The organism is uncultured Salinicola sp., from assembly GCF_937921195.1.
Classification (GTDB): Bacteria; Pseudomonadota; Gammaproteobacteria; order Pseudomonadales; family Halomonadaceae; genus Salinicola.
The window spans coordinates 1-13,380 of the sequence record NZ_CALFQK010000033.1; the positions used below are offsets into that span (position 1 = coordinate 1).

A 13,380-nucleotide genomic window follows, 5' to 3' on the forward strand; every position below is an offset into this window, starting at 1 on the left:
GAGCACATCACTCATAATGATGGGGTCCCCTGTTCGAATCAGGGCGTAGCCACCAACGCTTATCCTCCCTATTCCCGCGAAACCGTCTCCGCGAAATCCCTTCGTTCGCCCGGATGCGCTCTGCACGGTCATCAGGCCTGTCGAGGAGGGGAGAGGGGATGCGCAGCGTATTGATTGTGTTCGATTATTCCTTTCCGGCAATTCGAGAAATCCTGTACCCCGGCCTTGACGCAAAAGACTCAACGCGTATACTACGCCGCGTGCTGAAGATGGTCCCCGATAGCTCAGTTGGTAGAGCAAATGACTGTTAATCATTGGGTCACAGGTTCGAGTCCTGTTCGGGGAGCCAACATCATCAGCCAGCGGTGAACGACGATCCCCGATAGCTCAGTTGGTAGAGCAAATGACTGTTAATCATTGGGTCACAGGTTCGAGTCCTGTTCGGGGAGCCATCGCTATCATCGCGTCGAAAAGTGCTCACATCGATCCCTGATAGCTCAGTTGGTAGAGCAAGCGACTGTTAATCGCTGGGTCGCAGGTTCGAGTCCTGCTCAGGGAGCCAACTCCTCCGCAATACAACGCCTCTGCATGCCCTGCACTCGCTCCATTCATGGTTTGGACGAGGTGCGAGTCAATGCGTGTTCTTGCAACAGTTTGTTCCAAAGGTGGCGTCGGTAAAACCACCGTCACAGCCAATCTTGGCGGCCTTTTGGCCGATGCGGGCTTCCGGGTACTCCTCATCGACCTGGACTCCCAGCCGACCCTCTCTACCTACTACGACATCACCGATACCGCGTCCGGCGGGGCCTACGAACTGCTCGCCACCGACCTGGTGGATCTCGATCAGATCATCTCCCATACCGCCATTGCCAACCTCGACATCATCATGTCGAACGACCACCAGAGTCAGTTGCAGCAGTTATTGCTCAACGCCCCCAATGGTCGCTTTCGCCTGATCGGGCTACTGGAACGGTTCGCCGAACGCTATGACACCATCCTCATCGACACACAGGGCGCACGCTCTGTCGTCCTCGAGATGGCCGTCATGGCCGCCCACCAGATTGTCTCTCCCATTGTTCCTGAGTTACTGACGGCTCGTGAGTTCGTGCGTGGCACGCAGGGGTTGATGAAAGAGCTGCAGGAACTGTCGCAGTACACCCGATTTGACGTCCCACCCCTCGCGGTCCTGCTCAATAAAATGTCGGACCAGCTTCGCGATGCCCGAGAGATCGCGGGCAGTATCCGCAGCATGTTCGCCGAAGGTAATGATGCCGGGATCCGAGTTCTCAATGCGTCACTGGTTAACCTGTCGGCGTATCGCACCGCTGCCCTGAGAAGCCTGCCAGTCCACCGCATAGAGTCCACCAAACCCTATCGCCGTAAATCGCCCGCTTGTGGAGACCAGATCAAGGCCGTCGCCGCCGAGCTCTACCCCGAGTGGGCGGAGGCGATCCAAGCGGTCGGCGCGTCATCCAGCAAAAACACGGGGGTGGGTCATGTCCACTGAGACGTTCACTCCCGCGAATTCCACCGAATGGATGGGGCTGGTTCCGCCTCACAACATTGAAGCCGAGCAGTCCGTGCTGGGCTCGCTGATGCTCGACAACGATCGCTTCGATGAGATCGTCGAAATCCTGTCCGTCGAAGCGTTCTACGGCATCGCGCATCGCCGTGTTTTTGCCGCGATGCACGCGCTTGCCCAGGACAATCAGCCGATCGATGTGGTGACGCTTTCCGAACACCTGGAACAGGACGGCCAGCTTGAGAGCGTGGGTGGCCTGGCCTTCCTGGCCGAGTTGGCTCGCAACACGCCGTCAGCGACCAACATCGTCGCCTATGCCGGCATCGTGCGTGAGCATCAACTGCGCCGGCAGCTCGCCAAGATGGGCAGCACCCTCAACCAGTCAGCGACCGAGGGCAAGCTGCCTAGCAAGCGCTTGATCGAGGACAGCGAACGTCACCTATTCGAGTTGGCCGAAGATCGCCAACAGAAAGCCTTCGATCTTCGCGCGGCGATTTCGGGGGCAGTCGACACCATCGATCGCGCCTTCAATGCCAAGGATGGCATTACCGGCACCCCGACCGGCTTCAAGGATCTGGATGCACTGACCGGCGGCCTGCAGAACAGCGACCTGATCGTCATCGCTGGTCGTCCCTCCATGGGCAAGACCACCTTCGGGCTCAATCTGGTCGAGAACGCCTTGGTGCTGACAGAAGGGCGAAGCGACAGGGCGACCGCGCCGGCCTTCGTGTTCTCACTGGAAATGCCCGAAGACCAGTTGATGCTCAGAATGTTGGCCAGCCAGGGGCGGCTGAACCTGCGCGGTCTGCGCACCGGCAAGCTGGAAGACCATGAGTGGGACAAGCTGACGCTGGCCACCAACAAGATGCTGTCGTTCGAGAACCGCCTGGTGATCGACGACCAGTCAGGCTTGACCGCGACCTCACTCAAATCCCGCGCTCGCCGCCTGATGCGGCGTCACGGCAAGCCGTTACTGATCCTCGTCGACTACCTCCAGCTGCTGGAAGAACCCGGTAGCGAAAACCGCACCAACGAAATTTCCAAGGTGTCGCGCATCCTCAAGGCGACGGCCAAGGATCTCGATTGCCCGGTCGTCGCGCTCTCACAGCTTAATCGCGGTCTGGAGACGCGCCCCAACAAGCGTCCCGTCATGGCCGATCTGCGTGACTCCGGCGCCATCGAGCAGGATGCCGATGTCATCGCCTTCGTCTACCGCGATGAGGTCTACAACGCCCAGAACCCCGATAACCAGGGTTTGGCCGAGCTCATCGTCGGCAAGCAGCGCAATGGTCCGCTGGGCACTGTCCACTTGGCCTTTCTTGGAGAAAGTACACGCTTCGAATCCCTGGCGTGGAAGCAGACACAGGAGGGTGGGGCATGAGTTTCATCACCACGCATTCCGGTCTTTCGGTCCACATGGCGAGTCCCACGCCACACATGATCGATCCTTCCGACATCGGGCGGTCCCTGAGTCGTATCTGTCGCTTCGGTGGTCATACCCGTCAGCACTACAGCGTGGCGCAGCACTGCGTGCTCGCCAGTCAGTTCGTGCCGGCAGAGCACCAGCTCACCGCACTGATGCACGATGCGACCGAAGCCTATGTCGGCGATATGGTCTCTCCCCTGAAAGCCATGATCCCGGCCTTCAAGGATGTCGAGGAGCGCTTCTGGGCAGCCATCGCGGCGCGCTTTGGCCTGCCCGGCAGCATGGACCCGTGCATCAAGAACATCGACTTGATCTTGCTGGCCACCGAACGGCGCGACCTGCTTTGCGAAGGGGAGGCATGGGATTGCCTGGCGGGGGTGGTGCCGCTGCCCGTCCACATCCAGCCCTGGTCGATGGATCACGCCTACCAGCAGTGGATGGCGCGTTTCGAGGAACTCTCCTTGCGTCGCCAGGCCGACATGGCGGCAAGGAGGATGGCGTCATGACACTGGCAACCGACATTCAATCGTTGGATCTCCAACTGGTCAGGAAGAAAGCCGAGCTGGTGTCTCTGACGCAAGAGTGCCGCCAGATCCGGCAGGAACGAGACCGCCTGCTGCGAGCGATCGAGGGGCAATTGGATCTGTTTCGTCAGGAGATCACCGCTAGCGCTCGACGACTCGGGGAGGTGCGTCATGGCTGATTCACTCCCGATTCGCTGCTCGAACCGGTCCATGAAGCGTGTGGTGAGTTTCGCGGTGCATCACGGTTGGGACGTCGAGCGGACCCGAGGCGGTCATCTGCGATTCCTGAAAGCGGGCTGTCCACCGGTGTTTACCGGCTACTCACCCAGCGATGCCAGAGCCGAAAAGAACGTGCTGGCCAGGCTTCGCCGGATCCAGAAACAGCAGGAGGGCGAAGCATGAGTGATCAACGTAACGCGGCACTGGAAGCACTCTCTCCTCGGGTGCGGGGATTGTTGGCGGATCTGTTGCAACCCATGTGCACTTCCAGCAAGCCGATCTACGACTTGCCCAACTGCACGCGGCATTGGTACCGCGCACACCACGCGTTTCCGGGCATGCGCGGTCGATGTGCGTTAAGCGTCGATCAGATGATTGTTCTCAACGGTGACGTCAGAGACGTCCTGGCATTTCTTGGTATCACTCCGGAATGGATTCGTCAGCAGTTAGCAGGACGGTCACCCAGTGATGTTGAAGATCCTCTCGTCACGCAGAGCTATCCGGTGGGAGGTGGCCAATGACTTCCGACCGCATCCTTCGCAAGATCGAGCGCTGCCTGGCCCTATCCCGCTCGGCCAATGAGCATGAGGCGGGTATCGCCCTACGTCAGGCTCAGCGCCTGATGGTGGACCACGGCATCAATGAACTGGATGTTGCTGCGTCCACGATCGGGCGCGCCACCACGCAGGCGGCAGCGGGGCGCAAGCCGCCCAAGTGGCTCGATCGACTCGCGGCACTGGTCAACGCGGCGTTCGGCACGTTGGCCGTCTACGAGGCCAGGCCGACCTTCACGGGTTGGGAAGGTTTCTACGCCTTCCTGGGCGAGCAAAGTCATGCCCGCATCGCGGCTTACGCCTTCGAGGTGCTGCAGCGCCAACTCGTCACGGATCGGCGTGCCTTTCTGTCGGGCATGAGCAAACGCGCCAAGCGGATCACCAAGATTCGACGTTCCGATGCCTTCGCTTCGGCCTGGGTGCTGGGCGCCTACGAGCACATCGTGCCGGTCGAGATAGCAACCGACACCGTTACTGCGATCGATCACTACAAGCAGCGCTACTACACCACGCTCAAAGAAATGAACGCCATCGATCGAGGGCAGCAAGCGGCAGACCACAAAGCCATGTCGCGCGGCTTCGAGGCCGGTCGTCGGGCGCGACTGCACTCGAGCGTTGCCCAGGACGAACGGAGGGCCTTGTCCCATGGCTAGGATTCTCAACTTCCCTTATCGAGAGGCGACGGTGATGGGTGTCGAGCGCTACTTGGATCCCCGTGAGTGTTTGGTGCTGGGCGCGATGGACCCCTTCGCAGACTGGTCGCGTGTGCTCGACGAATGGTTCACCAACCACCCCGAGGTGTGTTCGGGACGTGATGATGACTCGATCCGTTCGCGACTCGCCGATACCTGGCTGGTGTTCCATATGGCCTGCGACAAGGCCAGCCAGTTGGAGATGCAGCCGCATCACAGCCTGCGCTGGACGCAGTGGCAGTATCACTCGCTCAGCGATTTCGAGCTGCTGGTGATCGTGAGTGACAACCTGTCCGATCTGCGTCGCAGCCTGACGGCGTTAGCCCAGCGTCACCCGCCCGAGACCCGACAGGACTTGAATCTTTTCCGTTTGATGCAGGGCATCGATCGGCTGAGTCGGCAGTTGGACCACCTGTTTACCCGTGATGTGTTCCCGTCACGGCAGCCGGAGCTTTGATCATGAGTAAGCACACAGTGACTCCCGACGAGATTACGGCAAAGCTCAAGCAGCCGGGACCGGCGCTAAATTCCAAGCCGGCGGATCGGTTGCCGGCCCCAACGGTCGAGATGTCGATGACGTTGACCCTGGACCAGTTGCGGCCCTACGACCGCAATCCCCGGACGCAGCGCAATCCCGCCTATGACGACATCAAGGCGTCGATCCAGGCGGTGGGACTCAAGCAGAAGCTGACCGTCACCCAACGCCCCGGTGACGACAAGTTCATGATCTCCGATGGCGGCAATACGCGCCTGTCGATTCTCAACGAGCTCTACCAGGAGACGGGGGACGAACGGTATTTCCGGCAGGACTGTCACTACATCCCGTGGCAGGGCGAGATCCACGTGCTCGCCGGTCACCTGGCCGAGAACGACAACCGGGGCCAGCTCTCCTGGATCGAGCGGGCGCGGGGCATCTTCGAGGCCAAGCGAATGATCGAGGAGACGGAAGGCAAGGCGGTGTCTCAGCGGGAGCTGACGAAACGCCTGCAGGCGCTGGGTTACACCATCAACCACAGCCATATCAGCCGGATGCTCTATACCATCGAGCATTTTCTGCCCACGATTCCCATGACACTGGAGAGTGGTTTTGGACAATCACAAGTACGGACTCTGATTTCCTACCGCCAATTCTGCGAAGAGTGCTGGGGCCGCTGCCGGGACTTCTGGCAGCGTCATCGGGACGACCCCGGTGAGGGACAGGCGTGGCTGGACAGCGTGCTCCACGGTGACTTTGCCCAGGCATGGCACGACGAGATGTCGCATCTCGATTATGAAGGACAGACCGAGTTTGCCTGGAACCTTGTCGAGGACCGCTTGAAGGGCATGCTCCATGAGCAGACCGGCCTGCACTTCAATCCGATCGACATGTCGTGGAAGAACTGGTTCACGGTGCGTAAGCATGGGCACTCGGCCAGCGAGGACGACAAGGCCGATATCTGGACCACGGTCGATGCCGAGCTCGAGCGCCTGCGCAACCCCATGGCCCGCCATCTCTATCCCCCCGTGCCGGAGAAGCCCAAGCCGGGTGTGGCACCGACCCCGCCTACCGGGAACGCGCCGGTGCTTCCGTCGCTGGATGCCGACGACAGCCGCGATGACAACGACGATTTCGGGTTTCCGAGCTTCGACGATGGCGAGACTGACCTCTCACCAGTCGACACGACACCCGCTCCCGACCGCCGCCCGGCGGTGCCCCGAGCCGGCGGCGTCGATGAGTCGTTGGAGATCAAGAAGATGCGGGCGCGCCTGGCGGAGCTGGAAGACCGCAACGCCGAGTTGGAGGAGCAAGCCGCGCTACCTCAACCCCAGGGTGGCCAGACCGAGGGGGGCGGCGCTCAGGATGATGGCTTTGGGGGACTGTTCGATGCCGATGGGTTGATGCGAGAGCACAATCCGCACCCGGAGCGATCGCCGGAAGAGCAGGCGACACTAGTCGATGACCTGACGCTGGATCCCTACAACGAATCGCCTGGACATCGCCAGCTTCGCCACATGATGGCGAGAGAGCATGGCGAAGACGCGATCGATTTCGAAGCCGCTGCCCTCAAGAGCGTGCCGCTGCAGTCGGGTGGCCCCGTGGCACCGATCACGGACTTGTGGAGCGTACCGGCCTGGCGGCGTAGCCCACGGGATCTGCGTGTCCAGATTGGCGAGATGATCAAGGCACTGGGCGAATGGGCAGGCATCGAGGTCAGTGGCACGAACACCGAGGCCGCCTTGCATCTCAATGCCAACCAGGGGCTGGGTTACGAGGTGAATCCCCTGGCCGGGGAAGCCTCGGTTCGCGCTCAACGGGTTTGGCAACTCCTGGCCGGACTCCAGGGCACCTTCGACCCCCAGATGCCGGCGGAAGTCTCACTGTTGGGCGAGCTGGTCGGCAGCCATGGTGAAGACACGCAAGCGTGTCTGCCGGACGGCCTGCTGATTCGGGTCTGGTGGCTCATTCGACTGATGCGGGTGTTGCGGCAGACGCCCGAGAACGCAGGGGAGAACGCATCATGATGACACCACAATTCAATCATGCGCTGTTTAACCAGGCGCTGATCCTGATTCGGGAAGGCGACATGCGCCGTGCTCGAGCACTGGGCTTCAATGATCAGGAGCTGCAACGTCTCAGCCGGTTGCAGGCCAGTCAGATCGAAGCCTTGATCCATGAGTTTCCTGCCGTGGCCCGGTTTGAACTGGATCACCAGACGTTCGATGCGGCGCTACGGCGTATCGATCGTGACCAGGATCGGGATGTGCAGGTCGATCAATGCATCACGCTGGGGGCCAGCGTCCAGATGCTCTCCACCTTCTTTGGCATGACACCGAACGACTGCTCGTCTCGGCGGGTACTGCTGGGCGTACCCAGTCGCCAAGGGCGTTTGCCCATGCCCGAAGAAGCGGTGGAACACGATGCCTGGAATCGGTGGCAGACGATCAGCCACGATCCCGCGAGTGTCGATGCGGTAGATGACTTGCGCGGCATGATCGTGCTGGCCGAAGAGACGGGATTGGCGCTGGCCGTGATCTGGAGCTTGATCAAGCAGTGGACCACGCCCGAGCAGGCCCGACAGGATAGCGTGCCAGCCGAGGAACATGAGGGTGTCATGCGCGTAGGAGTTGCCTGATGAAGCACTACCAGGCGCTCATTGGACGCGCCGCCTCCTCAATGACTCAGCGCCGTGGTGATGCTACGGCGTCTGACGTGGAAGGGCTCGACGGTCTGTTATTCATGGGCAACCCCCATGAGACCGTGCCGCGAGCCCTACTCCTCGATCGTCGGCTGGGGGCTGTCGACGTCCTCGGATGGCAGGTCATCCGGCTACTGTCCAACACCGATCGCACCACCGCCTTTCCCACCTACGACGAGCTTGAGCCACTACTGCGATCCGGTGCCAACCGCAGAGCATCGCGCAAGACGGTGGCACGCGTCATCGCGATTCTCCGATTGACTCGTTGGATGACGCTCGGCATGAAGGCCAGGAACACCGACAACGGTCGGATGATCGGCAATGTCTATGTACTGCATGACGAGCCCCTGGCCGCCGGTGAATCCCTGGCGTTGGATCCCGATTATCTGGCCTACGTCATCCAGTGCTCACACCACGGCAATCAGGCCGTGGCAGCGGTCGCCGAATGCGTTAAGCAGGAGCTGGCTGATAGCGGCGTGCTGGATACACCGACGCGGCTGGCCTGGCTCGATCGGCGGGCAAAGCAGCAAGTCGATACAGAGTTTCCTATGGAAACTCTGTCCCCCGAAGCCCAGTTTCCTATGGAAACTCAGCCAGATTCCCCCAGTTCCCAACGGAAACTCAGTGAGTTTCCCAGTGATGCGATCCCCAGTTCCCAGCGGAAACTCATGCGAAATTCAGTGGGTTACGACGCAGTTTCCGACGCATCGCGCGGTACTACAGTACGGTGTAATACAAATTCTGTTGGTAATACTACGGCGCGCGAGGCATCCGTGACGCCGCTGGTGTGGTCATGGCCGCTCGAACTGTCCGGTGATCAACGTGAAGCCGTGTCGCTCATGCTGACCGGATTGCCAAACGATGTTCGGCAAGCGGTAGTCGACGAGGCCGCCGGTCGTCTCGATGCCGGGAAGGTGAAATCTCCCATGGCGTTTTTGCACACGCTGGCCAAGCGCGCAGTGAGCGGGGATTTCCAACTCACCCAGTTTGGACAATCCGTCGCGGACAAGCGGCGTAGCGCGGCACCGCCCCAGCCGCGTCCCATGCCAAACCGTGTGGTGCCGTTGGCAACACCGCAGCCCCTGTCCGAAGAAACCGAAGCGAAGCGCCAAGCCATGCTGACGCGGCTGGGGATACGAAGAAACCCGACGAATTCCATTTAACGTTTTCCCTATGGTGTTGACCCGGTGTTCGTCAAGGATGGAGCCCCATCCAGTGCATTGACCGAGGTAAGGATCCATGGCCAGCACCGAGCCCCGTGTTGGGCAGCTACGAAGCAAGATCGAGATGACCCTGCATACCTACCCATCGGTGTTGCTATGGCACGGCCGGGGCGTCGAAAGCGGCAAGACCCAGATCATTGGGCTCAAGCAGTACCTGCTGTGGTGTGGGCGGATCCACATTGCCGCTGGCAAGGATGATCCTTATGCCGATGACTGGCTGCTACGCCTGGAACAGAAGCTCGATGAGACCAAGCAAGCGCTGGATCAGGTGCGACAGCGCGTCGACAACATCCTGGAAGCCATCCCGGAGGGATTGGACGTCAGCCGTAACATGAGCCAACAGCCGTACGTGACCCCAGTTTTCACGGGCGGGCAGTTTGGTTGGAAGGCCGTGATGCTACTGATGGATTACGACGGGATCGTCAGAGATGTCTTGCTGGCACATCACATTGGGCTCCTCGGCAACAACCAACGACAGCAGATGATCCGCGTGCAGGGCGGCCACGCCATGCGCTCCCTGTGCAACTTCCCGGTCAAGTTTCCTGGTTTCAGCGGCGCGACGAGAGATGACTTCGCTGCGAACAACGCCAAGGCGCGGGCGGCGCGAGAGAAATTTGGAGAGTTGCCCCAGGACATTTTGGAAGGCACACGGCGAAGCGAGTTTGCCCCAGCGATTCATCGGGACGGTGAGCAAATTGAGCCGATGGGGTTGCTTGGGGATGACTCAGACGAGGAGGCGGAGGCAACACCGGCCCAGCCTCAATCGGACGAATCCTCACGATGAGGCAGGTGTTGGCAGTGGAAACACTCCAGGACGATGAGGCAGGTGTTGGTGCCACCAACACGCCAGAACGATGGGCCAGGTGTTTCCAGTGGAAACACTCCAGGACGATGAGGCAGGTGTTGGTGCCACCAACACGCCAGAACGATGGGCCAGGTGTTGGCAGTGGCAACAAAGGAGGAACTATCCAATGTCCCCCAAGGACACGGAAACGACTGGTAGCGCCTCAAAGCCGATGATTGTCGGTGTGGTTTGCGTGGGAACACTCGGGCTGCTGATGGGCCTGCATTTCGGTTTTGCATGGCTTTACGACACCGCCGGACTGACAAATCCTGGGGACAGTCGGATTGCCAATGGCCGCCTGACGCTGGATAGAGAACAATTTCAGCGGTGGTTTTGGATGGTGTCTTTCCCGGCGTTTGTCATCACGCTCGGCCTTCTGGGGCTCGGGTATCGAATACTCAAAGTTGAGCACTGACGCAGCCAGCCTATTAACTCCCGACAGGACATGACCATGACCGCCACGCCTGCACTGGAACGATCACGACATTTTGCACTGAACCAGTACGCAAAGGGCCTTTTAAAACCCTTTAAGGGTAAGGGGGAGGTTCTTCGTTTTCGGGATGAGCTGTTGGATGAATGCCAGGCGTTGTGGCAAGAGTCAGCCGACATCGCCAATCGGCACAACCCAACCGTGGTCCAGGTCGGGCTGTGGCTGAAACCGCACAATACTCATGGCGGACGAGTCCGTCCCATTCAGTGGCGAGATAAAGCGCAGACCCAGATGGGGCGCAAGTTACTCGAGGCTGTTTTGGAGTACGGCGGCATCTCCAGCGGTATGCGCCGAAAGCTGATCGAGATCGAGACCGAACGTCTGGTCTTCAATGCCAAGACGGCGGCAGTAACCCGGCAAGTGACTCGCTTGAATCGGCTGATCAAGGAGATTGAGGCCGTCGAAACGATTTACGCCAAACACTGATAGTAGTGAATCAGTGCAGAAACCATGCCGATCCTGATTAACATTCTTGACTGATCGATGGGCAGGTTTTGGACACAGTGTCATGACACCCCCTTATCGAGGTTTTGTCATGAGCACCCGCTTCTACGGTGAAGGCAACATCGGCACCCAACCAGAATTGCGTACCTTTCCCGGTAACGGCAATGACGCTCCGAGAGCCTTGCTGCGTGTCAACGTCCGTTTCGACAATCTGGTCCTGACCGATTCCGGCATGGTCGATCGAGGGGGCTTCTGGGCCAACGTCGAAATCTGGCATCGCGATGCCCAAGCCTGGGCAAATCTGTACCAGCAAGGCATGCGGGTCATGGTGTCAGGGCGGATGGTGCAGGATACCTGGCAGGACCGCGAAACCGGCGAAGATCGCTCGGCCTTCAAGGTCCAGGCCGATCGCGTCGGGATCCTGCCTTACCGAGTATCACAAGTCGTCCTGGAGCCCGCTCAGGGACAGTCCACTCGACAACCATCTTCGCCAGCCACACAGCAGGGGGCTTATGCCAAGGCGGCTGGGCCGGAGGGCGAGTGGACGAATCCAGCGGGGAGCGGTCAAGGGGATGATGAATGACAGGTGCGGAAATTGGCTATTTCGTGGCGGTCATCTTTGCCCTGACCGGCCTTGCTCTCATCGTGTGCGGGTGCGTTCTCCGCTCCTGGCGCAACGCCGTTATGGGAGTTGTGATGATGGGACTGTCTGGATTCGGGGCTGAGGGAGTCTACGATTCCCAACCGTTGCCAAGGGCTGACGTTCGCCAAGCATCAATCGGTGACGGATGTGTCGCAAGAACTCTGCGATCGGGACTCGCGGAGCTCGATGAACCAATGACTCGCCAGGGGCTATCCGATATCGAGGATGACTGCGAGCGTCAGGCAAAGAGGTTGGCGAAGTCCGAGGCTAAGCAGGCGGTGTTGGAACAGCAGCGCCAGGCGGCTCATCAACCCGAGGCCGAGGTCGGCAAGGAGTGAACGGTGGACCCGAACCTAGTGGATCCCGACACCGATATGGCAAACCTGGTGGCAGGAAACTCGGCCACGCAGGAAGTCTCGCTCGTCACGGTGAAACCGTCGGTCAAAGTGCTGATCGCGCCATTCATCAGCTGGGTCGTGATGGGGGCGTGTCTGACCTTCCTGGTCCTCTATGCCCTGGGGGCGTATGGGTTTCTCGCTGACATGGCATCCGAGAGCGTGGTCGCCGGCTTGCTTATTGTGATCTGGGCTGTGTGCTTGCTTCCTGTGGCATTCCAGCTTCTTGTCCTAAAAACCTCCTCCTATGCGTTCTCCAATCAGCGTCTCGAGTACACGCGCGGCATCCTGAGTCGTCGGCGAGACCAGATCGAGCTGGTGCGGATCCGGGACATCACCACCAACCGCTCGCTAACGGAGCGTCTGCTCGGATTGGGGACGGTGGTTCTGGATACCGTCGACCGTTCTCATCCCATCTTGAAAATCCCTGCTCAGCCAAACGCCTATCAATTGGCCGACTGGATACATCAGCTCAATACCTCAGAAAAACACCGCCTCAACTATCGCGAGTTTGAAGGCACGCAAGCCCTCTAACTGGACGGGAGACACGGACATGGAAATCAAGATCGCGGGGATGGCTGTTGTGATTGGGCTGGCACTCTCTGGTTGTGCCGCCAAGGATCACTACTACTCCAATGGTGTCTGCGTGACCTGCATCAACAATCCGATCACGGGTGAGCCACTCAACTATGACCCTAACGAGACGCCGCAACAGGTGGCGACGAATGCTCAGGGCGAATCCGTGGATGTGAACGCGTTAGGGCCACAGCGAGGCTCGGTCGACGTGGAGAGCTCGCTGGATGTCGACACGGCTTATGCACGCATCAAGCCCGCCTTTGGATTCCGTGCGGAAGGCGATTTCGAGCAGGGGAACACGATGTCCAAATGGCAGATGGGGGATGCCGCATGGCGACATACCGTAACGCCAGGCTCGTTCTATGACCTGGGCGATTACGGCACCCAGACCCTCGGTGGCACGCAATATTCGATCCTGCAGCGGGTGCAGATTCAGAAGAACGGTTCGGGGTCCAGGATCCACTACAGTTGGGCACCGGCTGATGACCGTTTGCCTTACGATGGCAATGCCATGGAGTCAGCGCTGACCCAGCGACTGAATGCGACATTGAACTGACTGCCCATGCCCATGCCCATGATGTGGCGTCATTTCGGATTGGGGTGGGTATCTGCTTTACGGGAGAGTCATTTTGTCGCCATGGTGAGAATTAAC

At 59.8% G+C, this 13,380-nt stretch carries 18 protein-coding genes and 3 tRNA genes; all 21 read left to right on the plus strand.

The genetic code is table 11. The features are described 5' to 3' along the window. The first annotated feature begins 273 nt into the window (after positions 1 to 273). The 21 genes from Q0602_RS02855 to Q0602_RS02955 all read left to right on the plus strand — a co-directional run bounded on the left by Q0602_RS02855 (position 274) and on the right by Q0602_RS02955 (position 13,284). Positions 274 to 349, plus strand: a tRNA-Asn gene (locus Q0602_RS02855). A 27-nt stretch (positions 350 to 376) separates the two neighbouring features. Beyond that, positions 377 to 452 (plus strand) — tRNA-Asn (locus Q0602_RS02860). 34 nt (positions 453 to 486) lie between these two features. After that, positions 487 to 562: transfer RNA gene (locus Q0602_RS02865), tRNA-Asn, on the plus strand. Between the two features lie 72 nt (positions 563 to 634). After that, entirely contained in the window at positions 635 to 1,507 is an 873-nt protein-coding gene (locus Q0602_RS02870) for a ParA family protein (protein ID WP_298838632.1), read from the plus strand. Beyond that, entirely contained in the window at positions 1,497 to 2,903 is a 1,407-nt protein-coding gene (gene dnaB, locus Q0602_RS02875) for a replicative DNA helicase (RefSeq protein WP_298838635.1), read from the plus strand. The genes Q0602_RS02870 and dnaB overlap by 11 nt, the downstream gene beginning before the upstream one ends. After that, the gene (locus Q0602_RS02880) at positions 2,900 to 3,454 is read left to right on the plus strand and encodes a hypothetical protein (protein WP_298838638.1); all 555 of its coding nucleotides are present in this window, start codon (positions 2,900 to 2,902) and stop codon (positions 3,452 to 3,454) included. Before dnaB ends, Q0602_RS02880 begins: the two co-directional genes overlap by 4 nt. After that, positions 3,451 to 3,651 carry a hypothetical protein gene (locus Q0602_RS02885; RefSeq protein ID WP_298838641.1) on the plus strand — a complete coding sequence of 67 codons (201 nt, stop codon included), beginning with the start codon at positions 3,451 to 3,453 and terminating at the stop codon, positions 3,649 to 3,651. The genes Q0602_RS02880 and Q0602_RS02885 overlap by 4 nt, the downstream gene beginning before the upstream one ends. Next, on the plus strand, positions 3,644 to 3,874 hold the full coding sequence (locus tag Q0602_RS02890; protein ID WP_298838644.1) for a type II toxin-antitoxin system HicA family toxin: 231 nt from the start codon (positions 3,644 to 3,646) through the stop codon (positions 3,872 to 3,874). The genes Q0602_RS02885 and Q0602_RS02890 overlap by 8 nt, the downstream gene beginning before the upstream one ends. Next, a complete protein-coding gene (locus Q0602_RS02895; protein ID WP_298838647.1) occupies positions 3,871 to 4,212 on the plus strand; it encodes a hypothetical protein in 342 nt (113 codons plus the stop codon). The genes Q0602_RS02890 and Q0602_RS02895 overlap by 4 nt, the downstream gene beginning before the upstream one ends. After that, a complete protein-coding gene (locus Q0602_RS02900; protein ID WP_298838650.1) occupies positions 4,209 to 4,898 on the plus strand; it encodes a DUF2786 domain-containing protein in 690 nt (229 codons plus the stop codon). The genes Q0602_RS02895 and Q0602_RS02900 overlap by 4 nt, the downstream gene beginning before the upstream one ends. Then, positions 4,891 to 5,394: a hypothetical protein gene (locus Q0602_RS02905; protein ID WP_298838653.1), complete on the plus strand. Its 504-nt coding sequence runs from the start codon at positions 4,891 to 4,893 to the stop codon at positions 5,392 to 5,394. The genes Q0602_RS02900 and Q0602_RS02905 overlap by 8 nt, the downstream gene beginning before the upstream one ends. 2 nt (positions 5,395 to 5,396) lie before the next feature. Further along, positions 5,397 to 7,439: a ParB family protein gene (locus Q0602_RS02910; protein WP_298838656.1), complete on the plus strand. Its 2,043-nt coding sequence runs from the start codon at positions 5,397 to 5,399 to the stop codon at positions 7,437 to 7,439. Next, the gene (locus tag Q0602_RS02915) at positions 7,436 to 8,050 is read left to right on the plus strand and encodes a DUF2857 domain-containing protein (protein WP_298838659.1); all 615 of its coding nucleotides are present in this window, start codon (positions 7,436 to 7,438) and stop codon (positions 8,048 to 8,050) included. The genes Q0602_RS02910 and Q0602_RS02915 overlap by 4 nt, the downstream gene beginning before the upstream one ends. Next, positions 8,050 to 9,276 (plus strand): STY4528 family pathogenicity island replication protein, encoded by a 1,227-nt coding sequence (locus tag Q0602_RS02920; RefSeq protein ID WP_298838662.1) that lies wholly within the window; start codon positions 8,050 to 8,052, stop codon positions 9,274 to 9,276. The genes Q0602_RS02915 and Q0602_RS02920 overlap by 1 nt, the downstream gene beginning before the upstream one ends. A 76-nt stretch (positions 9,277 to 9,352) precedes the next feature. Then, positions 9,353 to 10,120: a PFL_4669 family integrating conjugative element protein gene (locus Q0602_RS02925; RefSeq protein WP_298838663.1), complete on the plus strand. Its 768-nt coding sequence runs from the start codon at positions 9,353 to 9,355 to the stop codon at positions 10,118 to 10,120. Positions 10,121 to 10,307: 187 nt separating this feature from the next. Then, a complete protein-coding gene (locus tag Q0602_RS02930) occupies positions 10,308 to 10,595 on the plus strand; it encodes a hypothetical protein (RefSeq protein ID WP_298838668.1) in 288 nt (95 codons plus the stop codon). A gap of 36 nt (positions 10,596 to 10,631) precedes the next feature. After that, positions 10,632 to 11,096 carry a DUF3158 family protein gene (locus Q0602_RS02935; RefSeq protein ID WP_298838671.1) on the plus strand — a complete coding sequence of 155 codons (465 nt, stop codon included), beginning with the start codon at positions 10,632 to 10,634 and terminating at the stop codon, positions 11,094 to 11,096. Positions 11,097 to 11,205: 109 nt separating this feature from the next. Next, complete coding sequence (locus Q0602_RS02940) at positions 11,206 to 11,697, plus strand: single-stranded DNA-binding protein (protein ID WP_298838674.1); 492 nt, start codon at positions 11,206 to 11,208, stop codon at positions 11,695 to 11,697. Next, positions 11,694 to 12,095, plus strand: coding sequence for a hypothetical protein (locus Q0602_RS02945; RefSeq protein WP_298838677.1), 402 nt, complete (start codon positions 11,694 to 11,696; stop codon positions 12,093 to 12,095). The genes Q0602_RS02940 and Q0602_RS02945 overlap by 4 nt, the downstream gene beginning before the upstream one ends. Before the next feature lie 3 nt (positions 12,096 to 12,098). Further along, complete coding sequence (locus Q0602_RS02950; protein ID WP_298838680.1) at positions 12,099 to 12,686, plus strand: PH domain-containing protein; 588 nt, start codon at positions 12,099 to 12,101, stop codon at positions 12,684 to 12,686. A gap of 19 nt (positions 12,687 to 12,705) precedes the next feature. Further along, positions 12,706 to 13,284: a hypothetical protein gene (locus Q0602_RS02955; protein WP_298838682.1), complete on the plus strand. Its 579-nt coding sequence runs from the start codon at positions 12,706 to 12,708 to the stop codon at positions 13,282 to 13,284. Positions 13,285 to 13,380: the final 96 nt, after the last annotated feature.

Excerpts from the sequence above, each read along its gene's own strand:
- Q0602_RS02945 (WP_298838677.1), top strand. The coding sequence starts at position 11,694 with ATGACAGGTGCGGAAATTGGCTATTTCGTGGCGGTCATCTTTGCCCTG.
- Q0602_RS02920 (WP_298838662.1), top strand. The coding sequence starts at position 8,050 with ATGAAGCACTACCAGGCGCTCATTGGACGCGCCGCCTCCTCAATGACT.
- Q0602_RS02915 (WP_298838659.1), top strand. The coding sequence starts at position 7,436 with ATGATGACACCACAATTCAATCATGCGCTGTTTAACCAGGCGCTGATC.
- Q0602_RS02885 (WP_298838641.1), top strand. The coding sequence starts at position 3,451 with ATGACACTGGCAACCGACATTCAATCGTTGGATCTCCAACTGGTCAGG.
- Q0602_RS02940 (WP_298838674.1), top strand. The coding sequence starts at position 11,206 with ATGAGCACCCGCTTCTACGGTGAAGGCAACATCGGCACCCAACCAGAA.
- Q0602_RS02955 (WP_298838682.1), top strand. The coding sequence starts at position 12,706 with ATGGAAATCAAGATCGCGGGGATGGCTGTTGTGATTGGGCTGGCACTC.
- Q0602_RS02930 (WP_298838668.1), top strand. The coding sequence starts at position 10,308 with ATGTCCCCCAAGGACACGGAAACGACTGGTAGCGCCTCAAAGCCGATG.
- Q0602_RS02910 (WP_298838656.1), top strand. The coding sequence starts at position 5,397 with ATGAGTAAGCACACAGTGACTCCCGACGAGATTACGGCAAAGCTCAAG.
- Q0602_RS02890 (WP_298838644.1), top strand. The coding sequence starts at position 3,644 with ATGGCTGATTCACTCCCGATTCGCTGCTCGAACCGGTCCATGAAGCGT.
- Q0602_RS02905 (WP_298838653.1), top strand. The coding sequence starts at position 4,891 with ATGGCTAGGATTCTCAACTTCCCTTATCGAGAGGCGACGGTGATGGGT.
- Q0602_RS02925 (WP_298838663.1), top strand. The coding sequence starts at position 9,353 with ATGGCCAGCACCGAGCCCCGTGTTGGGCAGCTACGAAGCAAGATCGAG.
- dnaB (WP_298838635.1), top strand. The coding sequence starts at position 1,497 with ATGTCCACTGAGACGTTCACTCCCGCGAATTCCACCGAATGGATGGGG.
- Q0602_RS02880 (WP_298838638.1), top strand. The coding sequence starts at position 2,900 with ATGAGTTTCATCACCACGCATTCCGGTCTTTCGGTCCACATGGCGAGT.
- Q0602_RS02870 (WP_298838632.1), top strand. The coding sequence starts at position 635 with ATGCGTGTTCTTGCAACAGTTTGTTCCAAAGGTGGCGTCGGTAAAACC.
- Q0602_RS02895 (WP_298838647.1), top strand. The coding sequence starts at position 3,871 with ATGAGTGATCAACGTAACGCGGCACTGGAAGCACTCTCTCCTCGGGTG.
- Q0602_RS02935 (WP_298838671.1), top strand. The coding sequence starts at position 10,632 with ATGACCGCCACGCCTGCACTGGAACGATCACGACATTTTGCACTGAAC.
- Q0602_RS02900 (WP_298838650.1), top strand. The coding sequence starts at position 4,209 with ATGACTTCCGACCGCATCCTTCGCAAGATCGAGCGCTGCCTGGCCCTA.